General features: G+C 70.4%; 14 protein-coding genes and 1 pseudogene. 4 read left to right on the top strand and 11 right to left on the bottom strand.

What is annotated here, in order from left to right; all coding sequences use genetic code 11:
* Nucleotides 1-132: 132 nt before the first annotated feature.
* The 6 genes from dprE2 to pgfA (AB0I59_RS02470) form a co-directional block, all read right to left on the bottom strand.
* On the bottom strand, nucleotides 133-891 hold the full coding sequence (gene dprE2 / locus AB0I59_RS02495) for a decaprenylphospho-beta-D-erythro-pentofuranosid-2-ulose 2-reductase (protein ID WP_358129260.1): 759 nt from the start codon (nucleotides 889-891) through the stop codon (nucleotides 133-135).
* Between the two features lie 55 nt (nucleotides 892-946).
* Nucleotides 947-2,284, bottom strand: coding sequence for an FAD-binding protein (gene dprE1, locus AB0I59_RS02490; protein WP_358129258.1), 1,338 nt, complete (start codon nucleotides 2,282-2,284; stop codon nucleotides 947-949).
* The gene (locus tag AB0I59_RS02485) at nucleotides 2,281-3,201 is read right to left on the bottom strand and encodes a decaprenyl-phosphate phosphoribosyltransferase (RefSeq protein ID WP_358129255.1); all 921 of its coding nucleotides are present in this window, start codon (nucleotides 3,199-3,201) and stop codon (nucleotides 2,281-2,283) included. Before AB0I59_RS02485 ends, dprE1 begins: the two co-directional genes overlap by 4 nt.
* 59 nt (nucleotides 3,202-3,260) lie before the next feature.
* Nucleotides 3,261-4,181: a cell envelope lipid trafficking protein PgfA gene (pgfA, locus tag AB0I59_RS02480; protein WP_061253499.1), complete on the bottom strand. Its 921-nt coding sequence runs from the start codon at nucleotides 4,179-4,181 to the stop codon at nucleotides 3,261-3,263.
* 168 nt (nucleotides 4,182-4,349) lie between these two features.
* Nucleotides 4,350-5,084: a class I SAM-dependent methyltransferase gene (locus tag AB0I59_RS02475; RefSeq protein ID WP_358129252.1), complete on the bottom strand. Its 735-nt coding sequence runs from the start codon at nucleotides 5,082-5,084 to the stop codon at nucleotides 4,350-4,352.
* 101 nt (nucleotides 5,085-5,185) lie between these two features.
* Nucleotides 5,186-6,121 carry a cell envelope lipid trafficking protein PgfA gene (gene pgfA, locus AB0I59_RS02470; RefSeq protein ID WP_358129250.1) on the bottom strand — a complete coding sequence of 312 codons (936 nt, stop codon included), beginning with the start codon at nucleotides 6,119-6,121 and terminating at the stop codon, nucleotides 5,186-5,188.
* Between the two features lie 95 nt (nucleotides 6,122-6,216).
* Between pgfA (AB0I59_RS02470) and AB0I59_RS02465 the strand changes: the two genes are divergently transcribed.
* The 3 genes and pseudogenes from AB0I59_RS02465 to AB0I59_RS42075 form a co-directional block, all read left to right on the top strand.
* A complete protein-coding gene (locus tag AB0I59_RS02465) occupies nucleotides 6,217-7,470 on the top strand; it encodes an acyltransferase family protein (protein WP_061253496.1) in 1,254 nt (417 codons plus the stop codon).
* 28 nt (nucleotides 7,471-7,498) lie between these two features.
* Complete coding sequence (locus tag AB0I59_RS02460; RefSeq protein ID WP_358129247.1) at nucleotides 7,499-10,171, top strand: acyltransferase family protein; 2,673 nt, start codon at nucleotides 7,499-7,501, stop codon at nucleotides 10,169-10,171.
* 82 nt (nucleotides 10,172-10,253) lie between these two features.
* Nucleotides 10,254-10,639: pseudogene (locus AB0I59_RS42075) on the top strand (IS982 family transposase); the annotation flags it as partial.
* Nucleotides 10,640-10,668: 29 nt separating this feature from the next.
* Here the strand turns inward: AB0I59_RS42075 and AB0I59_RS02445 are convergent.
* Both AB0I59_RS02445 and AB0I59_RS02440 read right to left on the bottom strand, forming a co-directional pair.
* On the bottom strand, nucleotides 10,669-12,507 hold the full coding sequence (locus tag AB0I59_RS02445; RefSeq protein WP_358129239.1) for a hypothetical protein: 1,839 nt from the start codon (nucleotides 12,505-12,507) through the stop codon (nucleotides 10,669-10,671).
* Nucleotides 12,508-12,525: 18 nt separating this feature from the next.
* Nucleotides 12,526-16,662 (bottom strand): alpha-(1->3)-arabinofuranosyltransferase, encoded by a 4,137-nt coding sequence (locus AB0I59_RS02440; protein WP_358129236.1) that lies wholly within the window; start codon nucleotides 16,660-16,662, stop codon nucleotides 12,526-12,528.
* Nucleotides 16,663-16,799: 137 nt separating this feature from the next.
* Between AB0I59_RS02440 and AB0I59_RS02435 the strand changes: the two genes are divergently transcribed.
* Entirely contained in the window at nucleotides 16,800-17,540 is a 741-nt protein-coding gene (locus AB0I59_RS02435) for a class I SAM-dependent methyltransferase (RefSeq protein WP_061253492.1), read from the top strand.
* Here AB0I59_RS02435 and AB0I59_RS02430 read toward each other — a convergent pair.
* The 3 genes from AB0I59_RS02430 to AB0I59_RS02420 form a co-directional block, all read right to left on the bottom strand.
* Nucleotides 17,537-18,817 (bottom strand): glycosyltransferase family 4 protein, encoded by a 1,281-nt coding sequence (locus AB0I59_RS02430; protein ID WP_358129233.1) that lies wholly within the window; start codon nucleotides 18,815-18,817, stop codon nucleotides 17,537-17,539. The genes AB0I59_RS02435 and AB0I59_RS02430 overlap by 4 nt on opposite strands.
* 240 nt (nucleotides 18,818-19,057) lie before the next feature.
* Nucleotides 19,058-19,189 carry a hypothetical protein gene (locus AB0I59_RS02425; protein WP_255707309.1) on the bottom strand — a complete coding sequence of 44 codons (132 nt, stop codon included), beginning with the start codon at nucleotides 19,187-19,189 and terminating at the stop codon, nucleotides 19,058-19,060.
* Nucleotides 19,190-19,324: 135 nt separating this feature from the next.
* Nucleotides 19,325-20,899: an MmpA family trehalose lipid delivery protein gene (locus AB0I59_RS02420; RefSeq protein WP_358129230.1), complete on the bottom strand. Its 1,575-nt coding sequence runs from the start codon at nucleotides 20,897-20,899 to the stop codon at nucleotides 19,325-19,327.
* Nucleotides 20,900-20,903 lie beyond the last annotated feature (4 nt).

Below are 20,903 nucleotides of genomic sequence, written 5' to 3'. Positions count from 1 at the left end.
CAGTAACCGGGCATGCGAGGCATATTAGAACACGTTCTATATGATCTTCCGCGCCATTCTTCGCGCTCCGGGGCGTTCCGCGGCGCTCCTCGGCGTTCCGCGCTCCGGGCGGACGGGCGCCCGCCGGGGACGTCACCGGGGCATGCGCCGCCAGATCGCGCGCGGGAGCAGCCGCATGACTGCGAAGGCCGGCCGCAGTTTCGCCGGCACCCACACCACCTGCGCCCGCGACCTGAGCGCCTCCATCACGGCGTCGGCGACGACGTCGACGGTCACCGACATCGGAGCGGGGGTCATGCCCTCGGTCATCCGGCCGATCACGAACCCCGGCCGGACGACCAGGACCCGCGCCCCCGAGCCGTGCAGGGCGTCTCCCAGCCCCTGGGCGAACCCGTCCAGCCCCGCCTTGGCCGAGCCGTACACGAAGTTGGCCCTGCGGACCCGCACCCCGGCGACCGACGACAGGACCACCAGCGTGCCGTGGCCCTGCTCGCGCAGCCGCCGCGCGGCCGCCAGGCCGACCGAGACGTGGCCGCCGAAGTTGACCGCCACGTCCCGCGCGGCGGCCTCCGGATCCTTGTCGTAGGCCGCCTGGCTGCCCAGCACACCGAACGCCGGGATCACCACGTCGAGGTCCCCCAGCGTGGCCGCGGCCTCATCGACCACATCCCCGTGGGTCTCGGGGCGCGCCGCGTCGAAGTCGGTCACGTGCACCTCGGCGCCGAGCGCGCGCAACCGCTCCAGTTCCTCCTCGGGGACCGTGCCGCCGCGCGCCGCCAGCATCACCCGGCTCGCGCCGTCGCGAACCAGGCGCGTCACGATCGCCAAGCCGATCTCGCTCCGGCCGCCCAGCAGCAGCACCGTGTCCACCGAACCCAGAGCGTTCCTCACGCCCACCACTCCTCGTACATCCTGGTCGTCACGGCTCGTCCCGGCTCGTCCCTGCTCACAGGCACAGCCTCCTGGCCAGGTCGGAGCGGAACAGGTCGTCGGGGTCGGCGGCGTCCCTGATCGCGCGCCACTCGTCCAGCCTCGGATAGCTCGCGGCCATCACGGAGGCCGGCATCCGTGAGTCCTTCGCCAGGTAGAGCCGCCCGCCCGCCGCGACGACCCACTCGTCGAACCCGCGCAGCAGCCCGGCCAGCCCGCGCTGGCCCGTCGGGATGTCGAGTGCCAGCGTCCACCCCGGAATCGGGAACGACAACATCCCGGGGGTGCCCGCGCCGAAGCGCTTGAGCACGGTCAGGAACGACACGATCCGCCGCGCGGACAGCGTGGAGACCACCCGTCGCAGGGTGTCCTCGGCACCGAACGGCACCACGAACTGGTACTGGACCAGGCCGCGTGAGCCGTACATCCGGTTCCACTCACCGACGCCGTCCAGCGGGTGGAAGAAGGGAGTGATCCCCTGGATGAGGCCCCGCCTGGCGTTGGGCGCCTTGCCGTACCAGACGGCGTTGAAGGCGGCGACCGTGGCCCGGTTGAGCAGGCCGTCCGGCACCCAGGGCGGCGCGACCAGGCGCGGACGCGGGGCGAAGGCGAGCGGGTCGCCCCTGACCTCACCGCGCGTCGCGTGGTCGCCGCGCGTGAGCACGCTCCGGCCCGTACGGCTCCCCCGCGCCATCAGGTCGATCCAGGCCACGGTGTAGCGGTAGCGGTCGTCGGTCGTGGTCATCACGTCGAGCGTCTCGTCCAGGTCACGGGTCCGCTCGACGTCCACCCGCATCCGGGACGTCTCGATGGGAACGCACGAGAAGGTCGCCTCGACGATCACGCCGGTCAGGCCCATGCCACCCACGGTCGCCCAGAACAGGTCGTCGTCCGGCCCGAGCACCCGGGCGCCGCCGTCGGCCGTGACCAGTGTCAGGGAGCGCAGGTGCGCGCCGAACGACGAGTCGACGTGATGGTTCTTGCCGTGGACGTCGGCCGCGATGGCCCCGCCCACCGTGACATACCTGGTCCCCGGCGTGACCGGCACGAACCAGCCGCGCGGCACCAGGGCGGTCATCAGGTCGTGCAAGCTCGTCCCCGCCGAGGCGGTGACCTCGCCCGCCTCCGGGTCCAGGGTCCAGGACGCCGGGAGGGCGGTGCAGTCCAGCACCGTTCCGCCCGCGTTCTGCGCCGCGTCGCCGTACGCCCTGCCGAGGCCGCGTGCGATGAGGCCGCGCCCGGTCCCGGGTGCCGCGGTCTCCTTCAGCAGCGCCGCGACCTCGTCGGCCGAGCCGGGGCGCGCGAGCGTGGCGGAGGTCGGGGCGGTGCGTCCCCAACCGGTCAGAAGCGTCATGTCAGGTGGATCCCGATGGCGAGCAGGAGGAGCAGCAGAACGAGGAACAGCTGCAACGGCCGATCCCGGAGGGCCAGTTCCTCAGGTTCCTCCCCTATGCCGCGATCCACAAGTAGGGCATGCCTCAGGACGACGAGGACGAACGGGACGATGCTCAGCGCGTAGAAGCCGAGCGCCGTTCCCTTGTGCTCCTGCAACGCCCACAGGCAGTACGTCACGATCATCGCGCCCGAGGTCATCGAGCGGACACCGGACAGATAGGACGTCGTGTACACGCTGAGCGTCGAGCGGGTGCCGCGGGACTTCCCGGCGTTCCGGCTGTTCGCGGCGTTTGTAAGTTTCACCCCCTTCCGCTCCTGGGCCCGCAGCTCGGCCTCCCGCTTGCCCGCGACCAGTAGGAGCGACCCGAGCGTGATCACCACCAGGAACCAGCTCGTGACCGGCACGGCCACGGCCACCGCGCCCGCGTACGCCCTCACGACGTGGCAGCCCGCCACCGCGACGAGGTCGACCACCGGCTGGTGCTTGAGCCAGATCGTGTAGGAGAAGGTCAGCGCGAGATACCCCGCGACGACCAGGCCGAGCCGCCATCCCCCGGCCAGGCCGACGGCGAGACCGGCGACCAGCAGCAGCACGCCGGTGATCCGAGCCACCGGGACCGGGACGATACCGGCCGCGATCGGCCGGAACCGCTTGCGGGGGTGGTTGCGGTCCGCCTCCGCGTCGGCGGCGTCGTTGAAGAGGTACGTGGCGCTGGCCGCCAGGCAGAACGCGGCGAACGCGATGAGCGAGTCGCGGACGCCCGGCCAGGTCGTGAGCACCCCGGCCGCGGCCGGAGCCGCGAACGTCAGCACGTTTTTGAGCCACTGCCGGGGACGGCAGGCCCGTACCAGGCCGACCGCGAGAGCCCTCCCCACGCGAACGCCCGCCGGTGGCGGGACCACCGGCGGGCGAACTGGAGCGCTCTTGCGGCTCATCAGGCGTCGCGGGACGAGGGGACGCGCAGCAGCAGGACCCCGCCGAGGACGAGGGCGATGCCCACGATCAGCGAGACCAGCGGGATCGTGGTCCTGACGAGGGTGATCTGGCTCAGGTTGTCCCTAACCGTGCCGACCAGGTCGGTGACGGATTTCGGCGTCATGACCGCGGTGGCGACGAACGCGGGCTTCCGCTCGACGCCGTCCTTGGTCTTGAGTACCTCGTGACGCTGCTGTTCCTGCTTGACCGGCGCCCCGGTCGTGGGCTCCACCCAGAACGTGTTCACGCCGTCGTACACGCGGTCGACCTGGACGTCACCGGTCTCGGTCATGCCGAGCACGGAGGCCGGAGCGCTGAGGGTCTGGATGACCGTCGGCGGCACCTTCTGCACGAACTTGTAGACCGGAAGACCGTTGATCGTGTCCTCGCCCGCGAACGTCGCGTCGAACGCCTTGTGGGTCGTGGAGTTGAAGACCTTGTACGTCTTCTTCTCGACCCCGAAGGGGAACAGGTAGATCTGCCCTTCGAGCTGCACGGGCTCCTCGTCGACGTTGGCGCCGCAGCAGTTCACGCCGACACCGTCGTATTTGTTGAACGCGCTGCGGAACTGCGTGAAGGTGATGCCCGGTCTCGCGTTGGTGACGTCGTTGACCGCGGTGAACTGGTCCCAGACGACATGGTCGTCCTTCGCCTGAGCGACGTCGCCACGCGTGGTCACCGTGATGTCGAGCGTCCCGGTGAGCACCTTCAGGTCCTGCAGGCTGAAGTACTGCGCGTTCTCCGCGGTGAGGTAGGTGATCCCGTACTGGTCGGCCGGCGCCTGGATGAGCTTGCCCGCCGCCTGGAACTTAATCAATGGTGCGAGAACGATGAAGAACGCGCCGGCTGCCAACAGAACCACACCAACTAAGCGGCGCATCGTTCCTCCTGGGGGGCGGGGGTATCGTCTGCCGTTTGTTCTGAAAACCGGTTCTATTTCGCGACATGTTAGTGCGCAGAGTGATCCACGTCACGAGGGATGCGGAAAAGTGACCGAAACAGGTTCTACATCGGCCCGATTGCCCCGAGCTCAGCGGGCCGCTGCCGCCTAGCCGGCGGCCGGCTTCCGCGCGTGGACCGTCAGGATCGCGGCGGCCGAGGGCCAGGCGCGAAAGAGCCGGTCGATCGGCTTCAGCGGCCCCGGGACATCGTGATAGGTGGCACCGCGCGCCACGAGGCCCGTGAAACCGTACTCCTGGAGGAACTCCCTGAGCGCGACCAACGTGAACAGGCGCAGATGACCGGCGACGGACCGGCCCGGACGTCCGAACACCCGGGCCATGCTGACTTCGGAGAACACGGGCTGGCGACCGAACGCCAGCATCCCCCTGTTGAACCAGGCGGCCAGGTTCGGCGTCGACATCAGCAGGTGACCACCCGGGCGCAGGATTCGATACATCTCCAGAAGAGCGGTGTCCGGGTCCACGAGATGCTCGACGACCTCGGAGAAGATGACGACGTCCACGCTGCCCGACGCGATCGGGATGCCCGGGTGGACAGCTCCCCCGCGCACCACGGCGAGCCCTCGCCCCCTGGCGGCCCGTAGCGGCGTCATCGCCCAGTCCATCCCGGCCACGCGGTGCCCGGGCGCGGCGTCGGCCGCCTGGCGGGTGAGACCGCCGTCGCCGCAGCCCACGTCCAGGATGGTCAGCGGCCCTTTCTCCACCGCCACGATCTCGCGCAGGAAGGCGACGATCCGCGCGGCGCGGTCCTGGGCGACGGACACCGGCGTCTCGGGGTTCTCGTAGAAGTCGCGCAGTTCGCCCGAGGTCTCTGCGGTCACGTCCCCCATGAGCGGGCCCTTCCGAGTCGATGCGATCGCGCCGCGATCGGCGGTACGGCGGGTGGTTGCGGCAGGTCGCACGGCAGACTAGAAGCCGACGATCACGATTGGATAACCGGGCGGCGCGACCTGATCGCCACCAGACCGGCCACCAGCGACAGCGCGGCCAGGGCGCCGAGCGCCCAGGGCGCCGGACCGCGCGCCGCTTTCAGCAGGGCCACCGACGCCCTGATCTGGTCGGCGCGCGCGTCGACGTCCTCGGGCGGCGAGCGGAAGTCGGCGTCCAGGGCCACCAGCCGGGGAACGCCGTCCGCCGTGTTGACGGTCTCGCGCTGCCGTTCCTCGATCTTGACCGGGGTGCCCGTGACCGGCTCCACCCAGTAGCGGCGCTCCACGGAGGCGTGCACGAACGCCCTGACGTCCCCGCGGCCGGACAGGCCGAGCATGGCGGCGGGGAGCCTACCCCCGGGCACTTCGCCGAGCCGTCGCGTGCCCACCGTCTGCTCGTACCGGTAGACCGTCAGCCCCGCGACCTGCTCTTGGCCGCGATACCGCATGGGCAGCGCCTGGGAGGTCACCGTGTCGAAGAAGGGGTAGTCCTTCCGCTCCGCGAAGAACGGCCACTTGAAGGCCAGCCCCGACTGCTCGACCCCGATCGCGTCACCGACATAGGCCCCGCAGCAGTTCACGATCGTTCCCGTGCGCTTGTCGAAGGCCACCCGGCGATCGGTGTAGCTGAGGGTGACAGCCCCGTCCGCGGTCTGCACGGTGGTGAAGTTGTCCCAGACCACGAGGTCCGCGGTGGCGGCGTTCGCGTCCCCGCGCAGCGAGGACACCGCGTCGACCGTCACGCCGGTCAGCGTCTTCCCGGATGAGCGGTCGAGTGCCGTGGCGTCGACCGCGCGCAGGCGGGTTACCGAATAGTAATCATCCGGCGCGACGGCCAGGGATTCGAGGACGTAGGTGGGCACCACGACGGCCAGGACCCCGAAGAATCCCGCCGCGCCGAGAAGGCCCAGCCCCAACGACGCCCTCATGCGTCCCCCTATTACCACACTTGGAGTAGAACAGATTCTAAGTAGGAGGTAGGGTAATGCGACTTATCAGCATTTGTGCACCCCCTTGGCCCTGAATGCATCGTGACCACCCCGCCCTCCCCGCCACCGCGCCCGTCGACGTGCCGCAGAACCGGCTCAACGCGGTCGACGGGCTGCGCGTGCTGGCCGCCCTCGCCGTACTCATCTTCCACATCGCGGGCATCACGGGCCTCCACTACGGCGACGGCCCGCTCGCCTGGGTGATGTCCCGGGGGGAGGCGCGGGTCGCGATCTTCTTCGCCGTCTCCGGGCTCCTGCTGTACCGGCCGTGGGCGAGAAGCCTACTCGGTTCCGGCCCGCCGCCCGGCGTCCGCGTCTACCTGCTCCGCAGAGCGTTGCGGATCTTCCCGCTCTACTGGCTCGTGGCCCTGATCGCGCTGGTCGCGTTCAACCTCGATCGGGCGAAGTCACCCTGGGACTGGATCGAGGTCCTGCTCCTGCTCCACGTCTACGACCCCACGCCCTGGTGGCCGGCGATCCAGCTCGCGCCGGTCGGCCTGCAGCAGATATGGACGCTCGCGATCGACGTCAGCTTCTACCTCGTCCTGCCGCTCCTGGCGGCCGCCATCGCGTTCGTCGCCAAGGCCGGCGGCGCGTCGGTCGACACCCGCGCCAAGCGGGCGCTCCTGGCCCTCGGGCTGCTGTCCCTCGGCTCGTTCGGCTACCTGTACCTGATCCGGTACCCGGTGTACACGATGCGGATGGAATGGTGGCTCCCCCGGTTCTTCCCCTGGTTCGCCGTGGGGATGGCCGTCTGCGTGCTCACCGTGTGGTCCCGTGCGAACACCGAGGGCGGCGAGCGGATCCGCCGCTGGTGCGAGGAGATAGCGGCCAACGCCGGCACCTGCTTCCTGTTCGCGGCGCTCCTGTTCGGCCTGGTCGCGACGCCTCTCGGCGGGCCGAAGACGCCGCAGTCCCTCGTCCCCGACATCACGGCCGACATGTTCCGCCTTACGGCCTACACCCTCATGACGCTCTTTGTCGTCATGCCCGTCGCCGTACGGCCGGCTGTACCCACCTGGGTGCACCGCGCCCTTGGCCACCCGGCCATGAGCAGGCTCGCGAACCTCTCCTACGGCCTGTTCGTCTGGCAGATCATCGTGATCTGGGTCTACTACGACGTCACCGGCCGGCCGCACCTCGACCAGCAGTTCGTCCCCGTCTTCACCGCCGTGTTCGCTGCGAGCACCCTGCTCGCCTGGATCGGCTACCTCGTCATCGAGAAACCGGCCCGCGTACTCGGCCAGCGCCTTGAGACGCGGCGGACGGCACCACCCCCTCAGAGCTGACCACACCTCGTTCGCGGAGGACCACGTGATGGCCACCACCGAGTTCGATCAGGGCACGCCCAGCCCCCGCGGCGGCGCTCCCGCTCCCCCCACCCCCGGCGACGGCGGCAGGAACGGGGCGGTCGGCGGCCTGCGCGCGGTGGCGGCGCTCGCCATCCTGCTCTTCCACGTCGCCGCGATGAGCAACTTCACCACGACGGGCGGGCTGGCCGGCGCGCTGACGGCCCGGCTGGACGTGGCGGTGTCGATCTTCTTCGCGATCTCCGGCCTGCTGCTGTTCCGGCCTTGGGCCCGCCGCACCCTGCTCGGGGCGTCGGTTCCGCGGACAGGTGTCTACCTGTGGCGGCGCGCCGTCCGGATCCTGCCCGCGTACTGGATCACCGCCGTGGTGGCGATGATCGCCCTGGCCGAACCGGCCGGCTATTCGGCGGGCCAGTGGGTCCAGATGCTGCTGCTCGTGCAGATCTACGATCCCGCCCCGGCCTGGCCCAACGGTGGGCTCGGGCCGACGGCTCTCGGCCAGATCTGGAGTCTCGCCGTCGAGGCCGCCTTCTACCTGGCCCTGCCCGCACTCGCCTGGGCGATGCACAGGTACGGCCGGAGAGAGCGCCACGGCGTCGCCTCCCTGGACATGCGCGCCACCCGGATGCTGATCTTCCTCATCCCAGTGGGCCTGGCGTCCTTCGCCCTCGCCGTCGTCATGCACGTCCCCGAGCGGATCTTCTGGATCCAGTTCCTGCTTCCGCACTATCTGATCTTCTTCGCCATCGGCATGGGCCTGGCCTTACTGCTGACCTGGGCCGAGGGCGACTCGCCGGGGGCGGCGCGCGCCCGGCAGCTGCGCGACATGATCGCCTCGTCGGCGGGCACCTGCCTGCTCACCGCGGGCCTGGCGTACTGGCTGCTGATGACTCCGGTGGTTGGGCGGTTCGGCGATCCGTTCACCACCCTGCGCGACGAGGAGCTCCGCATCCTGTTGCACGCGGTCATCACCGTCCTCATCGTGGCTCCGGTCGCGTGCCGGGCTCCCTCCCTGACACACCTGCTCGGGAGCCGGCCGATGGCCTTCCTCGGCGAGATCTCGTACGGGATCTTCCTCTGGCAGTTCGTCGTCATGGAGCTCGTGTACCGGGTGACGGGCATGCACTACTTCGGCGGCGGGTTCCTGCCACTCCTGGCGCTGTCCCTGCCCGGGACCGTGGTCGTCGCCACGGTGACCCACTACCTGGTGGAACGGCCGCTGTCGCGGCTGCGCGGCGCGCCGTCGGCGGAGCCCGCCGCAGCCCCGAACGTGCCCACCGAACCGAACACCACCGAACCGAACACCACCGCGCGGCCGGTCGCTCCCGAAGTGGTCGTTCCTGAGGCGGCGGTACCCGAGGCGGCCCCTCCTCCCCCGGCTCCCGTACCCCTTCCGCGGACGGCACCCGTGGAGAAGGTCGCGGAGACGGTCACGGAAGAGGAAGCACGGCCCCGCCGCCGCGCCGCGGACCCCGAGCACCAGAACGCGCTCGACGGCGTCCGCGCGATCGCCGCCTTGGCGGTCCTTCTCTACCACGTGAGCGGCAAGACAGGGGTGGTCGACGGCTGGGGCGCCTGGGTGCTGTCCCGGGGCGATGTGGGCGTCGCCATCTTCTTCACGCTCTCCGGGCTGCTGCTGTACCGGCCCTGGGCCCGCGCCGCGCTCGATGCGGGCGACCGTCCCGAGACGAGGGCGTACCTGTGGCGGCGTGCCTTCCGTATCCTTCCGGCGTACTGGCTGGTGGCGGCGGTCGCGCTGATCTTCTTCAACCCCGCCCACAACGCGTCGCAGTGGGTCTGGGCGAAATGGCTGCTCCTGCTCCAGGTCTACGACGTGAGCGCGTGGTGGGGCGGCGTGGAAGGCCGCGGTCTCGAGCACATGTGGTCGCTCGGCGTGGAGGTCGCCTTCTACGTGACCCTCCCTCTCATCGCCGCCGCCCTCACCTGGGCGGCCACTCTGGGCGGCGCCCGCGACACCACGACACGGGCACTGCGGCTGTTCGCCGGGCTCGGTGTGATGGTCCTCATCTCGGTCGGCGTGACCGTGGCCGCTCACCAACCCGGCACTCCGGGTGAGGTCAACATGCTGCTCCCCCGCTATTTCATGTGGTTCGCGCCCGGCATGGCCCTCGCCGTCCTCTCGGCCTGGAGCCGGTCCGGCGACGCGTCCGCAGCCGGTGTGCGCGAGTTCTGCCGAAGGGTCGCCGGGCTGCCCATCCTCTCGTGGACCCTCGCGGCGATCGCCTTCGCGATCGGCTGCACCCCGCTGATCGGTCCGCCGCACCTCAGCGCCCTGCCCGTGTTCGAGGGGACGGTCAAGTCCGTGCTGTGGGGTGCCGTCGGGCTCTTCCTGGTCGCCCCCTCCGCATTCGCGACCGGCTACCGCGGGCTGACGAACCGGGTCTTCGGCAACGTCGTGCTGCGCTACCTGGGCAAAATCTCCTACGGCATCTTCCTGTGGCAGTTCGTCGTCATCTACGGCTACTACGCGTTGTCCGGCAGCGCGGTGTACGCCGGCGGCGACTTCTGGGAGGTTCTCGCCATCGCGCTCACAGGCATCCTGATCCTGTCCGCGCTGACCTACCATCTCATCGAGGAGCCCTTCCACCGGCTCGGACGCCAGCTGGGGACACGTCCCGGAGCAGGAAGCGCGCCGGCCTCGGCGCGGCCTGTGCCCTAGACGATTGAGTCCAAGGGATCGCCTGCGGAAATAGGGCGAGGGCGTTCAAGATCCGTTTGTGACGACAGAACTGAACACCCTCGAGCGCGAGACACCGCTGGGGATGCTGGATGCGGCACCCGAGATGGTGGCCGCCCGTCCCGGTCAGACGATCATCGCGGACAAGAACTACTACGGCCGCGCCTTCGAGCATGCCCTCACCTAGCGTGACCTGAGGCTGCTACGCCCGGCCCGAAAGGGCGAGCCCGAGCGGGCCGGAGCACGCCTGTTCAAGCCGTTGCGGCAGACCATTGAGTCGATCAACCAGACCTTCAAGGGCCAGCTCGACCTGGAACGACACGGTGCCCGTACTCCTGCCGGTGTCATCATCCGCGTACTGACACGGATCCTGGCACTGACCGCCGCAACCTGGCACAACGACAGACCGGACAACCGATCAAGCGTTCCCTGATCGCCTACGACCACTAAGCGCGACCGAAGCCCTTGGACTCAATCATCTAGGGAACGCGGGGCACGGGCGCGCCGATGCGGACCGCGCTCACGCACAATCCGGCCCCGGGCGACAGGCTGTCGATCCGGAGGGCGGGACCGCCCGCGACCACCTGCAGATAGAGGACGTGCACGCCCTTGGCGAGGTTGATCGGCACCCGGGCGCCCCCGTACGCGAAGACCGCGAGCGCCTCACGGGTGGCGGTGTAGGAGAGGACGACGGTGTACTTCCGGCGCGGCAGGTCGTACGACAGCGGGACATCGACCCTGCCGCCAGACAGCGGATAGCAGACCGGCTTCGCCTTCGGCGTGGCGACCACCACCGCCGAGACGGCCATGGGCCGCAACTGCCCGGTCGCGTCGAAGACCATCGCGTCGGCGGTGGGGCCAGGGTGGCGCATCACGTCGCGCAGGTCCGGACCGGCGAGCGGGCCGAGGATCCGCGCGGTCGACCGGTACTCCCCCAACCACGCCGAGAGCAACCGCCCTGGCACCGTGGTGTCGTAGATCTGGACGCTCGACGGCGTGCGGGCCAGCTCCCTGGCCGCGGTCGCCAGATAGTCCCGCATCGGCTGAGTTCGCAGACTGGACGCGTACGCCGAGGAGGACCACGCCGAGAGGGCGACGACCGCAAGCACCGTGACCCCCGCCAGGGCCCGCGCCAGCGGCAGTCTCCGCAGGTAGGGCTGTTCCTCTCCCATGAGGGGGAGGAACGCCAGCCCAAGGAGAAGCGTGATCACCGGAACGGCCCCGGCGAGCAGCTCGGACCGCGCGCCCCGGAACTCACCGGCCTGGACGACGTCCGGCAGCGTGGGCACCGCCACCGTCACGATCACGTAGCCGAGCAGAAGCAGCCACGCGGCGGCGGCGTGCCGCCGTGCCCGGACCGTGATCACCACCGCGAGTGCGACCACGACCCAGGCGGCCACGACGAGGGCCGCAGGCGGCAACGCGACGCCGTAGTCCGAACGCGCAAAGTACCAGCGGACCGGCCCGCCGACGAGCCCCGTGACGAGCGTCTGCCCGATCAGCCGCCAGAGGAAGCCCGCGACGGCCGCCGGGCCCGGCAGCCATTCCGCCTGCGGCGGCCGGGTCGCCAGGTGGACACCACCCCCGCCAAGCACGATCGACGCGTACACCGTCCACAGGACGGGGGCGGCGCGCAGCGCCTGACGAACGGCGGACATCCCCCAGCCCTCGGTGAACCAGACCGCGGTCAGCCCGAACAGCAGCAGTGGAAGGAGGGCGACCCCGAGCGAGAAGAACGTTCCGGTGAGGATCCAGAGGATCGCGGCCACGGCGTGGATGCGCCTGCCGTCTCGCTGGTAGAGCACATGGGAGGTGACCGCCATGGCCACCGCGATCTGCGGCACGACGGTGGTCAGCGCGGCCGACCACCAGGTGAGCGCGGCGAGGGCCAGCGGGCTCACCAGGTAGACGGCGAACGGCAGCAGCGTGGCGGGACGGCGCCCGAAGACGACCGTCAGCATCCGGAGTACCGCGAGCGAGGCCAGCGCCTGAATGGCGAGGATCACCCCGGCGACCAGCGCCCAATGGTAGGTGCCCGCGCGCGCCAGCAGCCAGGCGAGCCCGAGCCCCCCGGGCGTCCACCGCCCCGCGTGCGGGGTGAAGAGGTATCCCCAGTCGAGGTTCTGCTCGGTCGCGCGAACGAGCAGGATGTAGTCGTCACCGGTGAAGAACGACTTCGCGACGACACCGGCTCTGCCCGCGATCTGGGCGGCGATCAGGACGACTCCCACGAGAAGCACCGCTCGCGAGGCGCCCAGGGACCTGAACCGCACGAGGCGCCGCCCGCCGTTTCCGAGCCGCCTCACCATCTGGGTCACCACATCGTCTCCTGTCCGTCACACCGTCGGGCGTGCTTCGTCGCGTAGGCCGACCACGAGCCTGCCGAGCACGGGCAGGCAGAGCAGTTGGGCGACGACGTCCTGAAGGGGGCGTGCCAGGGCCTGCTGCTCGATTTCCGCGAAATAGTTACCCAGGGCGACCGAGACGCCGGCGAATGTGAGGAAGACCGCCACCATGACCGGGGAGTACGCGACGAGCGCCACCTGTTGGAAGGTCTCCGGGGCGCCGGGGTTCCCGCGCACCGCCCGTCGCATCCCGGTCACGAGGGCGTAGGTCCCGAGCACGATGAGAAGGCCGAACAGCCCTCCCACCCAGGCGCCCAGCGCCGCCGCGGTGAGGGCGGTGAGGCGGGCGGGGAAGGCCGCCGGTGCGGCGTCCCCCGCACGCGCCGCGGGCCCATCGCTCCTCCCCCGCCATCGGGCGAGCCCGATGAGGACGACGATCAGCGCGAAGCCGCCGAGCAGGGCTCCGCGGTACCAGGTCTCCGGCTGGAAGGTCAGGATGACCCGCTCGCCCGCCGACCCGGCCGGGAGGATCCACGCCTGGCGCCACCCGTCCAGCCGTACCGGTTTCAGCTCCGTCCTGCCCAGGTGGGCGCGCCAGCCGTCGTTGTAGTTCTCATTGACGACGAGGAAGCCGGGCGCGTCGGTCTGGGGGCGGACGGTGCGGTCACCGGACCGCCACCCGTCGACAGCGACCGGCTGGAGGCTCTCGCTGGGCCGGCTCTGCGGGCGCGACTCCCGGATCGCCATGGAGACGACGCGGTACGGATCCGTCTGCGACACGCGGAAGCGGTTCTCCCCCGTGGCCAGCACCCACTTCTGGCAGGTACGGAACGTGAGCGGTCGGCCGTTGACGATGTCCGCGACCGTCCCTCCGATGATCTTGGTTGGTACGGGGAAGCCGTTGATCGCCAGCGTGGGGCCGGTGCCGCACATCGTCCGGACCGGCCAGTCGCCGGGCAGGCCCGTGGGAGTCACGCCCGGGATCCTGAGCTCCGCGACCTGCACCGACTGGCTGCGGCGCGGCAGGAACTGCACGACGAGCTTGCGCGTCACGACCGGCTTGAACCGGAAGACCCCGTCGGCGCCCGCGTACCCCCCGCGCAGCGCCTTGTCCGCCCAGAGGAGGAGTTGCATGGGCGCTGGCCGGTCGAGCGTCTCGGGGCGGACGATCGTGATCTGGTCGATGCGCCGCCGCTTGCCGAAGTCGATGGTGAGCGTGGGCTTGGCGTCGAAAGGGCTCGCGTACCAGACGGTCTTGGGGTCTCCGTCGAACGCCGAGCGCCCGAGGGCGATCGGATGGTCGACGAGGGTGGAGGACGCCTTGACGTGCGGATACATGCCGGGGAACGTCGTGGACCGCTGGGCCGTCGCCGGATCCGTGAGGATCGCCCGGCCGGTGGCCACCCGCTCCGCCGTACCGGGGGAGGTGACGGTCCGGTCGAACCCGAAGCCGTCCTCGCCCCGCATCTGGAGGGTTCCGGAGCACGACCAGACGAACGACCCCTGCATGCACCCCGGCGCGGAGCCGCCGCTGCTGGTCAGCACGTACGTCGGGATGAGCCCGTCCCCCCGGCCCTTCGGGATGCCCGGCACGACGATTGTCCTCGCGGCCGTCACCCCGGGAACGGAGAGCTCGGTGATCCCCACCCGGTTACCGAGCTGGGACTTGGGGCGCCATGCCACCTTGGTCACAGTGATCTTGATGTGGTCGGTCTGCCCCGGAGGCACGTGCAGGAGCTGCGCGGCGCCGGTGTTCTTCACACCCTGGCGGACGGCACCGCCGGAGGTGCTGATCTCCACCTCGGTGACAGGGGGGCCGATGAACTGGGTGAACGCCACCGCCACCTGCGGGACGGCCCGCTTCGCGGCGAAATCCACCCGCAGCCACTCGTTCACCGCGCCCTGCCAGCCGGCCGAGCGCCACGACGTCCGCGCGTCGCCGTCCACCGCAGCGTAAGGGAGGTACCCGGTGTCACGGCTGTCGGGCAGCGCCGTGATGTCCGACGCGGCGGAGGACGCGGTGATCGCCTTGATACCGGAGAGCCTCGCGGTGGAGGTGTACGCGTCCCAGCCAGGGTCACGCAGGTCGTGCTCGGCCGACGGGCGCTTGAACGGCTCCGTCGCGGTGAGCGTGGGAGAGCTCGCGAACCTCAGCTCGCTGAACGCCACCTCCCTCCGGCGCAGAGTGTCGGTGACGATCGTGTCGGCGCCGGGGATCCGGGCGGCGTCACCGTCATCTCCCAGGAGGACGGGCCGAGCGCTGTCCAGCAGCCCGAGGTCCGCGAGCGTCAGGAGGGCCTCCGGGCCACCCGTCACCCGCAGCGGCTCGCGCTCGCTCACGGTTCCGGCCACCGGCGCCGGGCTGTCCACCCGGTAGACCTCGAGCGCGTGGTAGGGCTGGTTGAACCAGGTGGACGCGTTGCCCGCCTTGGGGTCGCCGACCACGGGGCCGAAGGTCATGACCCGCGTGAGCCCCGGCGACCCGGCGATCGCCTCGTGCACCCGCGGCGGCCAGGCCCCCCGGATCGAGAACTTGTCGAGGTCGTTGCGTACCAACACGTAGCCGACGCCGATGCGCCTGAGCACCTCGGTGAGGCCGGGCGACCCCTGGCCGGTGGCGAACCGCTGGTCCACCGCGTCGAGCAGGCGGGTCATGCCGGACGAGCCCCACGGCACGATCATCCGGGTCGTCCAGCGGACGTCGAGCAGGGGTTGCATGGGTTCGTCCATGGGACGGCCCCAGAGGTACTCGCCCCACCGGGAGCCCGGAGCCGCGAGGACCATCGACGTCTCGGCGTTCCGGTTCAGCCACGTGGCCGCCTCACGCCAGTAGCCGGGGATCTCGGTGTACGAGCCGCGGGCGGCCAGCCCGACGGAGGCGATCGGAACGAAGGTGAGCGCCAGCAGGGCCGTCGACGTCGCGGCGATGGGCACGCGCAGCCGCGGCATGCCCGACACGGGCAGATACGCCAGCCCGAACGCGACGGGCAGGCGGACGAGCGCGTCGAACTTGTGGATGTTGCGGAACGCGGCGAGCACCCCGTCGAACAGCTCGCGGAAATCCCCGGCGAACGGGTTCGCGACCACGCTCGTGTGACCGGTGACCATGATCGCCGTACCGAGGAGGGCGACGGAGAGCAGGAACGTGCGCTCGGGCATGCCGCGCCGTACGAGCCCGACCAGGCCCAGGCCCGCCACTGCAGCCGAGACGACGACCAGCCAGGGACGTACGGAGTGCTCGAACGCCGCGGGCCACCACGGCATGCCGTCGATGGGCAGGTAGCCGATCCAGTTCGCGGCGCCCCTGAGCGTGTTGGTCAGGGAGGTCACACCGGTCGTCGTCGCCGCGTTCTCCGTGAACGGCATGAAGGAGAACGTGTATCGGCCCATGAGGACGAGCGGCCCGATCCACCAGAGGGAGGCCGCGGCCGTGCAGCCCGACCACCAGAGCAGCAACCGCCTGCGGCGCGGCCCGCGCTCCCGGGTCAGCAGGTAGACGAAGGGGACGACGAGCACAGCGAGCACGGCCGTGGCGTTGACGCCTCCGCAGAAGACGAAGGCGAGCGCGGACATGGCCGCCGCCCTGCGCGGGCTCTGCCCCTCACGCGTTCCCCGTACGAGCGGCAGCAGCATCCAGGGCAGTACGGCGCTGGGCAGGAACTCCGAGGAGTTGACTCCGACGAGTGCCTGGGCGTGCGGAGCGAGAGCGTACGCGAGGCCGCCGAGGATCCTGGTGTTCGCGGTGCCGATGCGGAAGGCGTCCGCGAGCCGCACCACCCCGAGGAAGGACGCGCTCAGGACGAGCCCGATCCACAGCCGCTGGACCACCCACGGCGGGATCCCGATCTCGATGCCCGCGATGTAGAACGGGCCCATCGGGAACAGGTACCCGTAGGCCTGGTTCTGGATGTATCCGAAGTGGGCGCCGTCCCAGAGTGAGATCGCCCGTGCCAGGAATCCCCACGGATTGATCGGCATGTCGAGCTTGGTCTCCGAGATGATCTTCTCGGGAGCCGTGGAGAGGGCGACGACGAACAGCGCGAGACAGCCGGCCAGGAGACGCAGTCTGCGGCGGAGGTCCGGGCCTTCCTTCTCAGGAGCGCTCAGCACGGGCGGTCGCTCGGCCACCACTACGGCCCCCACTCCTCGTTACCCCCAAGTGGCCTAAGGCTAGAAGCGGTTCCACAATGGGGGACAGCCGGTTGGTCGAATTGTGACAAAACGGGAGCATCATTCGCTGACATCGTGCGCGTAAGCTGCGCGGCGTGGACAGCGTCATTCCCTTCCATGCTGATCTGGCTCGCTCTGTTCGGCTTTTCACGGCTTTCAGAAAAGAACAGGCCGACCCCGATTACTTCTACGGCCTGCTCGCCCGCGACACGGTCGCCCAGCTCGGCACCTACGTCGACCTGGCAGGACGCTTGGTGGTCGATGTCGGCGGCGGGGCGGGGTACTTCGCCGAAGCGCTGCGCGCCGCCGGTGCGCGCATCGTGTGCGTCGACTGCGACGCGGGCGAGATGACCGCCAGGGAGGGCGTCATGCCCGAGGGGGCCGTGCTGGGCAGCGCGTTGCGGATGCCGTTGCGCTCGGACTCCGTCGACGTCTGCTTCTCGTCCAACGTGCTGGAACACGTTCCCGATCCGATCACCATGGCCGAGGAGATGGTCAGGGTCACCCGCCCCGGCGGGACGATCTACCTCTCGTTCACCAACTGGCTCTCGCCGTGGGGTGGACACGAGACATCGCCCTGGCACTATCTCGGCGGCCATCGCGCGGCCCGGCGCTACGAGCGCCGGTACGGCAGGGGCCCCAAGAACGTATTCGGGGAGAGCATGTACGCGGTGTCCGTCTCGACCGTGATCGGCTGGGCCCGCCGGCAGACGGGGGCCGAGGTCGTCGACGTGTTTCCCCGCTACCTGCCCGCATGGGCCAAGCCCGTGGTCCGGATACCGGTGCTCCGGGAGTTCCTGACCTGGAACCTGGTTCTCGTACTCAGGAAGCACTAGATGGTCTCTGGAGAGACGCGCGGCTCGGGCACCAGGCGCCGCGCGCCTGCTCGCGGCTCGTGCTCGGCGAGCTGGCCGAGCAGGAGCGCGGTCATGGCCGCTCCCGTCCGCTCCCAGGTGAAGGACCCAGCCCAGGCCCGGCAGCCCGCCCCGATCTCGGCCCTGGCCGTGGGGTCGGAGAGCTGCTTCAGCGCCCGGTCCACCACGTCCGCCAGCAGCTCACCGTCCCTGACCAGCCAGCCAGTCACGGAGTCCCGTACGGAATCACGCAGGCCGGGCACGTCATAGGCGACCGTGGGAACGCCGAGGATCGCCGCCTCGATGACCGTGAGCCCCCATCCCTCGAACTCCGACGCGGTCACGTGCAGGATCGCCGAGCCGAGCACCGCGGCCTTCCGCCGGTCGTCGAGGAACCCGTGCAGGACGACCCGGTCGCCCAGGGCCCGCTCCCGCACCATCTCGGCCAGCGGTTCGAACTCCGGCCCCCGCCCCACCACGTGCACCTGGATCCCGGGCCAGCGGTCGGCGAGCAGCTCGGCGAGCTCGACCACGCGAGAGACCCGCTTGTGGCCGACGAGACGGCCGACGAAGACCAGGGAGACGTTCCCGTGCTCCGCCGCGGGCACCGGCTCACGGCGGACGCGGCTCGCTCCATTGGGGATCACGTTGATGGGCGCGGCCCAGTCGAGGCGCTCCCTGATCTCCAGCTTCGACGAGTCCGACACCGTCACGGTCGGGCATCTCCGGTACACGCGCCGGGCAACGGGCCCCTCGATGAAGCAGCCGATCGCGGCCAGCCACCTCGGGAAGAACGCGTAGAACTGGCGGGCGTGGACGTGATGGATCAGCGATAGAACCGCGGTACGCCGCCCGACCACCAGGGGCGCGAAGAACGGGATGCCGTTCATCGAGTCGATGACCACGTCGAACGAGCGCCGCCGGAACAGCAGCCACAGCGGCACCAGCAGGTAGACGAGGTAGCGGTTGCCCATGCGCCGCAGCTCGATCCCGTCCCGCCGCTCCGCCGCTGGCTGCCCCGGCTCGCGGCTGGTGGCGAAGTGCACCTCCGCCCCCTCCCTCACCAGGAACCGGCTGACTTGCCAGGCGTACTCCTCGGCGCCTCCGGCGACGGCCTGGAGGGGTTCGCGGAAGTTGAGCACGGCGACGCGCACACCACGCAGGGAGAGGTCCGAGTCACCGGTCCCGTTTTCGTGGAGTTGGATCCGCCGCTCGTGAGCGGACGGCGTACCGTGCACGTGCGTGTCCGGTTGGGCCACGATGACTCCTCGCATTCCCCTGCGTACGGCAAAGCTTCATATTCCGGTGAATCGCCGGAGATCGGGAAATATCTAGAAAACGTCAGAAAATCTGGGCGCGAAAATCACCGGACGGGGCGTCCGGAAATCATTGGGCCGGTGAGTCCGCGAAAAAGGCATGGCGAAAGTGAACTCATCGCCTTCGAACCGGATTACCGGTGCTCTTCCTGTCCGGCGGGTCGGCGGGACCGACCCCGCCGGTCAGCGGGTGCCGTAGTTGTAGAGCGGCTTGTTCGGGGGCTCCGGAGTGGGTGCGGCCACATTGACGACCGCGACCGAGGCGACGCCGGCAAGCACTGCCCCGACCGCCAGAGCGGCTAGCACCTTCACCATCGTGCTTCTCCTCCCAGACCCGTACGCAGTGTGCCGAGAGTAGAACGTGATACACGTCATAAGCCAGAGCGTTAGTCAAACCGTGACAATGCAAGTTACCCTCCGGTACTCGCCCGGTCGGGATGTATTCCCAGCTCACAACCGCAACAGGAGCAGCTCTTCGCCACGGAAAATAGGACTGGCGCCGGAGAGCCGAGACAGGAACTCGTTCTCGTTCGACTGCTCGATAAGAACGAATCTCACCCCCTGCGCGGCGAACTCGGCGGTGAGGGAGCCCTGCCCGCCCCGGATCAGGTCGCCGATCCGCCGGGCCGCCGGGGCCTCCGGCGCGACCCGTATCGCTCCTCCGGCCCGCCGCTCGACCACGAGCGTGTCGTCCCACACGACCGGGCGGGAGAACATCTTGGTGGCCGGATCGAGGATCACCCGCCCGCCGTTCCACGCGAACGCCCGGTGCGCTCCCCACGGCAGCGACACCAGCGCACCCGGCGCCGGATCCCCGTTGACGATGGCCTGGACCCGCCGCCACTCGCCGGGATAGTCCACCGCCGCCAGCCGGCCGAAGGCCCCCAGGGCGAACGTCGGCAACACCAGCACGGGAACGGCGACCGCGGCCGCCCCCAGCCGTCCCAGCCGGTGGACGACGACGGCGAACCCCAGCGCCTGACACAGCACGAGGGGCGCGATGAACAGCTGGCCGTCACGGAACGGGCCGAATCCCGCCCACCATCCGATCAGCCCCTTCAGCACTCCGGGCGCGAACGCCCCCAGACAGGCCACGCCCAGGCCCGCGACCGCCGCCACCGCGAGCCCCCGGGAGCGTCGCTCACCGGCTCTGACGAGCCCGGCGAACCCGGCCAGCGCGACGGCGGTGAGCGCGAGCCGCACGGCGGCGACCGCCCACGATCCCTGTCCCGGCACCTCCGCCTCGGCGTTCCAGACACCGCCGAGGGTGAGCAGGCTGCCGAGCGTCCCGAACGGCCCGTCGGCCCGCGCGGCGAAGGCGTCGACCCCCGCGGGGTCCGTCACGGCACGGGCCCCCAGGGCGGGCACCAGCCACGGCAGGCTGAGCAGCCCGATGACCAGCCCGATGACCAGGAGGCTCCCCGGTACGGCACGCGCCCGGCGGGTCAGCGCCGCCACCGGCAGCACCGTGATCGCGGTGACCAGCGTCGCCTGGAAACCGCCGATCGCGGCGGGAACGAGCGCCACCGCCAGCCGTACGGCGTACCGCCCGGTGGAGCCGCCGCCGGCCGCCGCGCGCACCGCCCAGGGAAGACCGGCGAAGCCCAGGAGGAGCGCCCACTGGCCCAGCAGCAGCCGCTGCGCGAGATAGGCGTTCCACGCGTAGAAGGCGGCGGCCGCGAACCGCCCCGCCGTGCGGCCGTCCTCCGTGCCCGGAGGAACCAGCGCGGCCGCCCCGGACGCGGCCAGCACGAAGAGGCCGAGCAGGATCAGCTTCTGCGCCACCTGCGCCGGGAGGACGGCCGACAGCAGCGCGACGACCTGGTCGCTCGGGACCGCGCGGGGAAAGCCGCCGGACCCGCCTGATCCGAAGACCGGTCCGAAGACCAGCGGCGGGTCCGGCACGAACACCATGTCGTACCGCAGGACGAACCCCGGCCCCAGCGCCGGACCGAGCGCGAGCAGGCCGAGCAGCAGCCCGAGGCCGGCCGGGCCGTGGCGCGCGAGCGCCCGGTGAAGGGACAACAGG

The organism is Microtetraspora glauca (assembly GCF_040656155.1).
In the GTDB taxonomy this organism is placed as follows: domain Bacteria; phylum Actinomycetota; class Actinomycetes; order Streptosporangiales; family Streptosporangiaceae; genus Microtetraspora; species Microtetraspora glauca.
Note: the sequence above shows the minus strand (reverse complement) of the source record. Positions and strands in the feature narration are given on the sequence as shown.

Excerpts from the sequence above, each read along its gene's own strand:
- AB0I59_RS02465 (WP_061253496.1), top strand. The coding sequence starts at position 6,217 with ATGCATCGTGACCACCCCGCCCTCCCCGCCACCGCGCCCGTCGACGTG.
- pgfA (WP_358129250.1), bottom strand. The coding sequence starts at position 6,121 with ATGAGGGCGTCGTTGGGGCTGGGCCTTCTCGGCGCGGCGGGATTCTTC.
- pgfA (WP_061253499.1), bottom strand. The coding sequence starts at position 4,181 with ATGCGCCGCTTAGTTGGTGTGGTTCTGTTGGCAGCCGGCGCGTTCTTC.
- AB0I59_RS02425 (WP_255707309.1), bottom strand. The coding sequence starts at position 19,189 with ATGGTGAAGGTGCTAGCCGCTCTGGCGGTCGGGGCAGTGCTTGCCGGC.
- dprE1 (WP_358129258.1), bottom strand. The coding sequence starts at position 2,284 with ATGACGCTTCTGACCGGTTGGGGACGCACCGCCCCGACCTCCGCCACG.
- AB0I59_RS02460 (WP_358129247.1), top strand. The coding sequence starts at position 7,499 with ATGGCCACCACCGAGTTCGATCAGGGCACGCCCAGCCCCCGCGGCGGC.